The following is an 8120-nucleotide window of genomic DNA, read 5'->3' as shown; positions in this document are numbered from 1 at the left end:
CGCGGCGGTCTCGTCGGGCCGGGCGAGGCCGAAATGGCGCCGCGCGGCGAGCACCGCGGCGGCGTGGTAGGCCTTGACGCGCGGCTTGGCCGCTTTCGAGACGATACCCTCGGGCCCTTGCCCGGCAAGGATGCGCACCGGCCCTTCGATGGCCGCGAAGCCGACCGTGACGGCGTGGCCTTCGTGCGCGATCGCTTCGGCCTCGCCGACCAGTTCGCGCGCGGCGCGCCAGCTGGCCTTGCCCGCCCACTTCTCCAGCGCGGCACGATCGAGGACGGCCAGAATGCTCTCGGGCGTGGTGTCGGTCGGGGGCGCATCGTTGCCTTCGTCGCCGTCGTTGCCCTCGTCGGGCTTGGCGGGCGCCGCGTCGTCGGCCAGCGTGCGCAGCAGCAGGACCGCGCCGATGCGGTGGCGGCACGCGCCTGCCGCTGGACAAGTGCAGTGCGCCTGCGCGGGGCCGCGCGCGTCGATCGTGACGCGCTGGCCGTCGACCTCGATCTCGGCGCTGTCCGGGCTTTGCGCGCGCAAGTGCAGCTTGCCCTCGGCCAGATCGCGGTGCGCGCGGCGAACGAGCCCCGGATTGGCGAGCGTTGCCAGCGCGGCATCGTCGAACCCGGCGAGCGCGGCGCGCAGCGAAGGCGCGCTCACGCGATCACTCCGGCGATCCACTCGGCAAAGTGCTCGGGCGTGAGCGCGGCGACTTGCATCCCGCACCCGGCAAGACGCTCGGCCATGGCGCGGTCGTAGAGCGGGGCGGCTTCGTCGCTGAGCGCGCCCAGACCCATGAGCGTGACCCGCGCCGAGGCCATGCGGCGCGTCGCGGCGAGCATCCGGGTGACCGAGCCGCCTTCCTCGAAGTCGCTCACCAGCACGAACAGCGTGCGGCTGGGCTGGGTAATCAGCCCTTCGGCGTATTCCATCGCCGAGGCGATGTCGGTGCCCCCGCCCAGCTGCACCGCCATGAGCACTTCGACCGGATCGTGCGCCTCGCTCGACAGGTCGACGATGGCGGTGTCGAACACGATCAGCCGGATATCGACCGCGGGCAGTCCGGCGAGGATAGAGGCCATGACCGCGGCGTAGATGGTCGAGCTGAGCATCGAGCCCGACTGGTCGACGCACAGGATGATCGTCCAGGGCAGGGTGCGGCGGCGGCGCGCGTGGAAGCGCAGCTTCTCGGCGGTGATGGTGGCGCGCTCGGCGTCCCAGGTGGCGAGGTTCTCGCGGATCGTCGCGCGCCAGTCGAAGCTCTGCATGGACTTGATCGTGCTGCGCCGGAAACGGTCGGGACGGCCGGTGAGCGCGGCTTCGACGCGCGGGCGCAGCCTGGCCACGATATCCTCGACAATGCGGCGGGTCACCTCGCGGATCTTCGCACGCAGCGCCGGGTCGGCGCCGCCCTTGAAGGCGATCAGCGCCTTGAGCAGGTCCTGGTTGGGTTCGAGCGCGTCGAGCACGGCGGGATCGTCGAGCAGGTCCTGCATGCCCAGGTTGGTCAGCGCGTGGGCCTGGATCGTCTCGCAGACCGACTGCGGGAACAGCGCGCGCAACTCGCCCAACCAGCCCAGCGTGGTGAGCGCGCTGGGATCGAGCGTGCCGCCACCACCGCGCGGCCGGGTGTCGCGGCGCAGCCCGCGCCGCTCCATTTCGCGCGCGTAGAGATGGTCGAGCGCGCGGTCGGCGCGGCGCTCTTCATTTGACAGCGCGGCGCCGGGCAGCGCGCGTTCGGCGTAGCGTCCCAGCACCAGCCGCCAGCGGCGCAGCGCGTCCTCCCCGCTCATGCCAGCCCCTCCTCGGCAAGCAGCCGGGCCAGCGCGTGGTCGAGCGTCAGGTTCGCGGCGAGTTCGTCCTCGCCGATGGCGTGGCTCCGGGTGAGCGTGCCCGATCCGGTGCCCAGCCGCTCGGCGATCCGCTGTGCCAGACGGTCGATCTCGCGCGGGTCGAGCGGCATGAGCGCGAGGCGCAAGTGGGGCAGGAGCGCGCGGAAGGCATCCTCATCCGTCCCCGTGACGATCCCCTCGAGCGCGGCGAGAACCTCGGGAACGTTCCAGAGCAGTTCGCGCGCGATGGCGATGAGGCCGCGCAGGAAGGCCAGCCGCTCGGCCGGATCGGCGTAGCCGCCCGCCAGCTCGCCCGAGAGCCGCGCGGCGAGCGCGGTGGGGGCACGGCGCCCGTCGATGAGGGCGAAAGCCTCGATCGCACCCGCCAGCAAGGGCGCGAGTGGCCGGGCGGCGAGGCGTTCGAGCGCGGTATCGAAATCCCGGTGGTCGAGTGTGCCCTTCTCGAGCCCCCCGTCGAGCCGATCGTGCGCCGTGCGCGCCAGTTCGAGCACGCCGCGCAGGTCGGCCAGCGCGCGCAGCGCGTCGTCGAGCCTGTCCTCGCCAGTATCGGCAAGAGTGGGGAGGAGGGTGAGGACGCGCCGCCAGGCGGTGGCGACGAGCCGGTCGATCGCGGTCGGATTGGCGATGCCCAGAGCCTCGCCCGCGCGGCGCAGGAGCAGCAGGTCGCTCAACGCGGCGACCAGCGAGGCGGGTTCGGGGTCTTCGATAACCGCGTCCTCGATCAGCGCGAGGAGGGCCTCGGTGCCGCCTCCCGGCGCGGTGTCGAGCCCGGCGCGGCAGGCGGCGGCGAACAGCTCGATCGCGGCGCGGGCGTCGCGTCCCCGGCCGGCCTGGGGAAGTGCGGCGATGCTTTGTGCAAGCACGAAGGCCAGCGCCTCGTCGAGATCGTCGGCGACTTCGGAGAGCGCGATCAGCCGCGCCTCGACATGCGGCGACCAGCTCGTGCGCCAGACTTCGTGCAGCCGGTCGAGCGCGACGTCGCTGCGAAAGTCGGGCCCGGCGGTGCGTTCGGCAAAGGGCGCGCCGATCAGCGTCATGGCGTGGCAAAGCCGGCTCGCGGCGCGGTGGCGAGGCTTGCGGTAGATGTCGAGATGGCGGGTGCGGTGTTCGCCGTCGCTCAGCGTGAAGCCGAGCGCGCGGGCGCGCTCGCGCACCGCCTCGACCAGCGGGGGGGACGCGGCCGAAGGGGGCACGTCGCCGATCGCGGTGCCGGTGAGCCAGGCGTGGAATTCGGTCATCAGCGGCGATCCCGCGCGCGCCAGCTCGCCCTTGACGAAGGTCGAGCGCACGGCGTCGAGAATGTCGTCGCGCAGCGCGAAGGGGCGGCCGCGCAGGGCGGCGAGCCGCTCGGCCTGCTCGATCGCGTTGACCAGCACCGCGACGGAAGGGACCTCGGGCGCGGGGCCTTGCGCGCCCGCCTCGCGCAGATGCGCGGCGAACCCGGTGAGGATCGTGCGGGCGAGCGCGGCGGGGGAGGTGTCGTCGTCGCGGCCCTTGCCGTTTTTTGGGCCGGTGCGGGTGGCCCAGAGGCGTTCGTAGTAACCGGGCAGGGGCAGCCCCGCATCGTAGCCGCGCAGCGCGTCGAGCTGGCGCATGCCGTAGCGCACGAGATAGGCCCGGCTTGCCGTTTTGGCCCCCGTCCGGGCGGGCGGATCGGCCCGGGCGGGCGGGGCCAGCAGCGCGGGGGCGTGGAACCCGCCGACGACGGCGAGGATCGGCCCGTCGATCTCGGCGCGGGTCTGCGCGAGCAGCGCGCGCATCTGCGCCTCGCGCGCGAACGTTCCGTCATCCTCGCCCGAGGCAGGGTCGCTCGCGGCGCGGATGTGGGCGCAGTAGCGCGCGGTGTCGGCGAAGAAGGCGCGCCAGTCGGGGTGGGCGATGCGGCTTTCGAACAGGTGGTCCCACACCTCGTTGCCGTCGCGGCAGCCCAGTGCGCGCGCCAGCGCGCGGACATAGTCGCCGATGGTGAAGGGGTGTTCGCTGCCGAGCAGCGAGCGGCCCTCGGTCAAGGCGGCGTCGGCGTCCATTGCGCGGGCGTGGCTCGGCAGGTCGATGAAGCGCGCCGGAATGCCGCGATCGCGCGCGGCGTGGAGCGCGACGAGTTCGGGGCTGTGCGCGCAGAACGGAAAGTAGCTCGCCACGCGGCGGATCGCAGGGGCCGGAGCGTCCTGTCGCCCCGGTGTTTCGCGCAGCGCGACCACCGCGAACGGCGCGCGCGTGCGCGGATCGCCGATGGCTTCGATCAGCGGATCGAAATCGCACGGTCCCTCGACCAGGATCGCGGCCGGGGCAACCGCGGCGATCAGCCGTTCGAGCTGCGCCGCGCAGGCCGGGCTGTGATGCCGGATCGGCACGACCCACAGATCGCGCGCACGATCGTGGATCTGGCCCTCGCCCGGTGCCGCCGCCTCCATCGGCCTAGTCCAGCCGCAGCGTGCGCGCGCTCTGGTAGAAGGCCTTCCACGCGGCCGAGCGGCCCGCGCGCTCCTTCGCGATATGCTCGACATAGGCGCGCAGGCGCTTGCCGTCCTCGGCGCAATCCTTGAGCACCACGCCCTGCAGCTGGCGCGCGACGTGCGCGCCGGTGAGCTGCCCTTCATCCAGATAGGCCGCCTCGAGCGCGGCGGCGTGGAGCACGTTGACCGCCTCGGCGGTGGAGAGCACCGCATCGGGCCGGTTGAGCGCGACGCCTTCGGTGGTGCGCCCGCAGCGCAGGTCGCTGAAGGTCTGCACCAGCACCTCGGCGGTCTCGCGCGCGCCGGTCACTGCGATGCCGCCTGCGCCCAGCCGTTCGGCCAGCTGGGCGAGCACCAGTTCGCGTTCGAACGCGGGGTCGGCGATGGGGTGGACGGTCTCGAAGTTGAAGCGGCGCTTGAGCGCGCTCGACATTTCGTGGACGCCGCGGTCGCGCAAGTTGGCGGTGGCGATGATGTTGAAGCCGGGGGCGGCGCTGGCCACGGCGTCGGCGCCCAGTTCGGGCAGCGCGAGCGCCTTTTCCGAGAGGATCGAGATCAGCGCGTCCTGCACTTCGGGCGGGCAGCGGGTGATTTCCTCGAAGCGCACGATGCGCCCCTGCCGCATGGCGCTGAGCACCGGGGAGGGCACCAGCGCGCGCTCGCTCGGCCCTTCGGCGAGCAGCAGCGCGTAGTTCCAGCCGTAGCGGATATGGTCCTCGTTGGTTCCCGCCGAGCCCTGCACGACGAGCGCCGACGTGCCCGAAATCGCCGCTGTGAGCAGTTCGGAAAGCAGCGACTTGGCGGTGCCCGGCTCGCCCACCAGCATCAGGCCCTGCTGGCTCATCAGGCTGACGATGGCGCGATCGACCAGCGGATCATCGCCATAGAACTTGCGCGCGATGCCCAGCGTCGCATCGCCAAGCAGGAAGCGGCGCACCGCGCGCGGCGAAAGCTGCCAGCCGGCCGGGCGCGGGGCGCTGTCCTGTGCGCTCAGCGCGGCCAGTTCGGCGGCGTAGCGCGTTTCGGCGGGAAGGCGGATCGGATCGGTCCTGGACGTCATGCGTAGCCCTTCGTCTGCCAGTCGGGATCAAAGCCTGTCCCCTTGTCGGCGATGTCGTGAAGATCGCGCCAGCTTTCGGCGAGCAGCACTGGCGGCACGTCGCCAAGGGGCACCTGGACGCCCGGCGTGCCGATGCCCTGACCCGCTGCGCCGCGCAGCTTGCGAAAGGAAAGCGCGAGGAGCGCGGCGGTGCGGTTTTCCTCGGGCAGCGGGCTGCCGGTGAACTCGATCTCGGCGACGAGCGCGGCCTCGCGGAAGGTCTTCTCATAAGTGAGGAACCAGCCGCCGTCCTGCGCCGGACCGCGCTGGTAGCCCAGCTTCGCGGCCAGCCCGCGCAGCGCGAAAGTCTCCACCAGCCAGCCCTCGCGGTCAGTAACGGTGCGCTGGCGGCGCTGCTCGGCGCTGATTTCGGGCAGGCTTCGGCCGAGCTGCGCAAAAGGGGGCTTTACCGCATAGTCGGCAAGATGGCGCTGCCAGGCGGCTTCGTCCTCGGGGGGGAGCAGCGAGGAATGGGCCAGGCGGATCTGCGCGAAGGCGGCAAGATCGACATCCGCGTCCGCCGCATCAGTGTAGCTGCCATCGCCAAGCGGGCGGAAGCTGGCGCAGGCCGCGCCCTGCGCGTCGCAGCCCAGCCACACCAGCCGCGCCGCGATCCGGCCGACGATGGCGTGGCTGGCGAGGAAGCTTTCCCATTCGCCGGTGTCCCAGCCGCGCTGGAGGAACATTGCTTCCTGCAGGCGTTCGGCCTGGGCCGTGAGCACCTGTTTGACCTCCTTGCGCGCCGCCGAAAGCTGCTTCTTTGCGGCATCGACGTTGCCCTTTTCGGCGTCCACCCGCGCGGCGGGCAGCGCCTTCACTTCGCGCCCTTCGGGGTTGAGGATGACGATCGCGTCACGCTCGTCGAGCCGGAGGCGGTAGAGGCGCCCCCCGCCCAGGTCCAGTTCCTGCGTGCCGTCGGTCTCGAACCCGCCGGTCGGCACGGTGCGGTCGGCGAGCTGGGCGGCGGACCAGCCGTTGCGTTCGGCCACCGCCTCGACGATCTGCGCGGCGTGCGCCTGGACCGAGCGTTGCTTGGAGCGGTTGGCGGCGGCCAGCACGCATTGCAGCGCCGCGCCGCTGCCGATCGCGCCGAGCGTGTCGAGCAGCGCCTTGGCCTGTGCGGTGCGTGCGCCATGGTCCTTGAGGTAGGGGCGCACGCGCTGCGCGGCCTCGGCCCCGTGCACGCGCGTGGCGAGCGCGAGGATGCCCTTGCTGTCCGACGCGCTGCCCAGGTACTCGGCGGCCTTGTTCCGTTTGAGCTGCGCAAAGACCAGATCGCGGTCGGTGGTGTAGTAGTCCGCGCTCTGTGGCCAGCGCTTGGCCCAGGCCATGTTCTGCTGCACCATGGCGTCAACATGCTGCGCGGCGTAGGCGTTGGCTTCCTCGTCGCTGGGGCGGCGGGTGTCCTGATCGATCCAGCCGGTCAGCACCATCCAGCCCAGCGCATGGGCATCGCCGGGGGCAAGCCGGTCGAGCCAGAGGGTGACGAGCGCGTTGCCGCCCGGCTGCCTGAGCTTGGCGGCGAGCACGACCCACCAGCGCACCACCTGCGGATCGAGCGCGCGGCCATCGGCCCAGCGCAGCGCGGGCAGACGCTCGAAGGCGAACCAGTCGAGCCCCTTGGGCCGTGTCTTTGCCAGTCCCGCGCGCGCTTCGGCGAGCAGCGCTTCGGGATCGAAGAAGGAGGCCACGTCCTCGCCCATCCGTTCGAGCGCGGTGATCATCGCCGCGCGCGCCAGATCGCTGCGTTCCCTCGCCAGGGCGGCGCGGATCGCAGGCGCCTCTGTCCGGGCGTCCCGCGCGGCAAGCCATTCGGCGGCGAGCGCGCGCACGTCCTGGCGCCCGTCCTTGAGCTGGAGCGCGATCGCCCCATCGATGCCCGGCGCGGCGTGGAGCAGCGCACGCGCCTTTTCGCGCAGCCGCGCCGAACTGTCGCCCGCCAGCAGCATGAGCGCGGTGCGGTAGCGTTCGGGCAGCACCGGGAAGGTGGCGAGCAGGTCGAGCGCGGGGAGCGCCTGCCTCGGCTGGGCCCCGCTCTGCGCGCGCAGGCCGAGCGCCTCGTCGAGCGCATCGAAGCGGCTGCACAGGATCGGCCAGAGCGGCAGGTCGAGCTCGGGCAGCGGGGCGTACCAGCGCTGGGTCAGGTGATTGGCGAGAAAATCGTGCCCGCCGTTCGCGGCCCACAAGGCGGCGAAGCGGCGCGCGTCGACGCCTTCGTGCAGGCGGCGCAGCAAGGCGGCGCCGGCCGGGCCGCCCCAATCGTCGAGCAGGCCGCGCACGTAGCCGTTGTTCATCGCCACCGCGAGCCGCACGAGGTGGGGCAGCGCGAGGCGGGGATCGTTGAAGAATTCGTCGATCGCGGGGTGCTTGACGGGGTGGCCGCGCAGCCAGCCGACCAGCGGCGCGTTCGCCGCGGTGTCCATCGGCCCGCTCCCCTGCGCGAGCCGGGCCAGCGCGTCGAGGTCGCGGCGGTCCTTGGGGCTGTACTGGCGGCTCCAGTGCCAGCGGGCCTTGAGCTGGGCGGCCTCGGCCTGCCCGGTGGCGAGCGCGCGGTTGAATTCGTGCAGCACCGGTTCAAGCCGGGCGAGCACTTCGGGAGGGACCGCGTCGGCGGCTTCCTCGGCGGCGAGCGGGCCGGGTTCGATCCATTGGCCGTCGACCGCGCGATAGCCCTCGGCGCCGTCCTGGCGCGTGTCGCCGGGCGCTTCGCCGTCCGGGGGCGCG

Annotated in this window: 5 protein-coding genes; all 5 read right to left on the bottom strand. The window is 72.5% G+C overall.

What is annotated here, in order from left to right; all coding sequences use genetic code 11:
* Nucleotides 1–648, bottom strand: a 648-nt coding sequence (locus MTR62_RS18690; protein WP_244023786.1) for an SWIM zinc finger family protein, incomplete at its 3' end; no start/stop codon positions are given.
* Nucleotides 645–1781, bottom strand: a complete 1137-nt coding sequence (locus MTR62_RS18685) for a VWA domain-containing protein (protein WP_244023784.1) — start codon at nucleotides 1779–1781, stop codon at nucleotides 645–647. The genes MTR62_RS18685 and MTR62_RS18690, both read right to left, overlap by 4 nt.
* Nucleotides 1778–4255, bottom strand: a complete 2478-nt coding sequence (locus tag MTR62_RS18680) for a DUF5682 family protein (RefSeq protein WP_244023782.1) — start codon at nucleotides 4253–4255, stop codon at nucleotides 1778–1780. Before MTR62_RS18680 ends, MTR62_RS18685 begins: the two co-directional genes overlap by 4 nt.
* A gap of 4 nt (nucleotides 4256–4259) precedes the next feature.
* On the bottom strand, nucleotides 4260–5357 hold the full coding sequence (locus MTR62_RS18675; protein WP_244023780.1) for an AAA family ATPase: 1098 nt from the start codon (nucleotides 5355–5357) through the stop codon (nucleotides 4260–4262).
* Nucleotides 5354–8120, bottom strand: a 2767-nt coding sequence (locus MTR62_RS18670; protein ID WP_244023778.1) for a DUF4132 domain-containing protein, incomplete at its 5' end; no start/stop codon positions are given. The genes MTR62_RS18675 and MTR62_RS18670, both read right to left, overlap by 4 nt.

This window comes from Novosphingobium organovorum (genome assembly GCF_022832435.1).
Taxonomy (GTDB): domain Bacteria; phylum Pseudomonadota; class Alphaproteobacteria; order Sphingomonadales; family Sphingomonadaceae; genus Novosphingobium; species Novosphingobium organovorum.
This window is presented reverse-complemented; position numbering and strand designations above follow the sequence as displayed.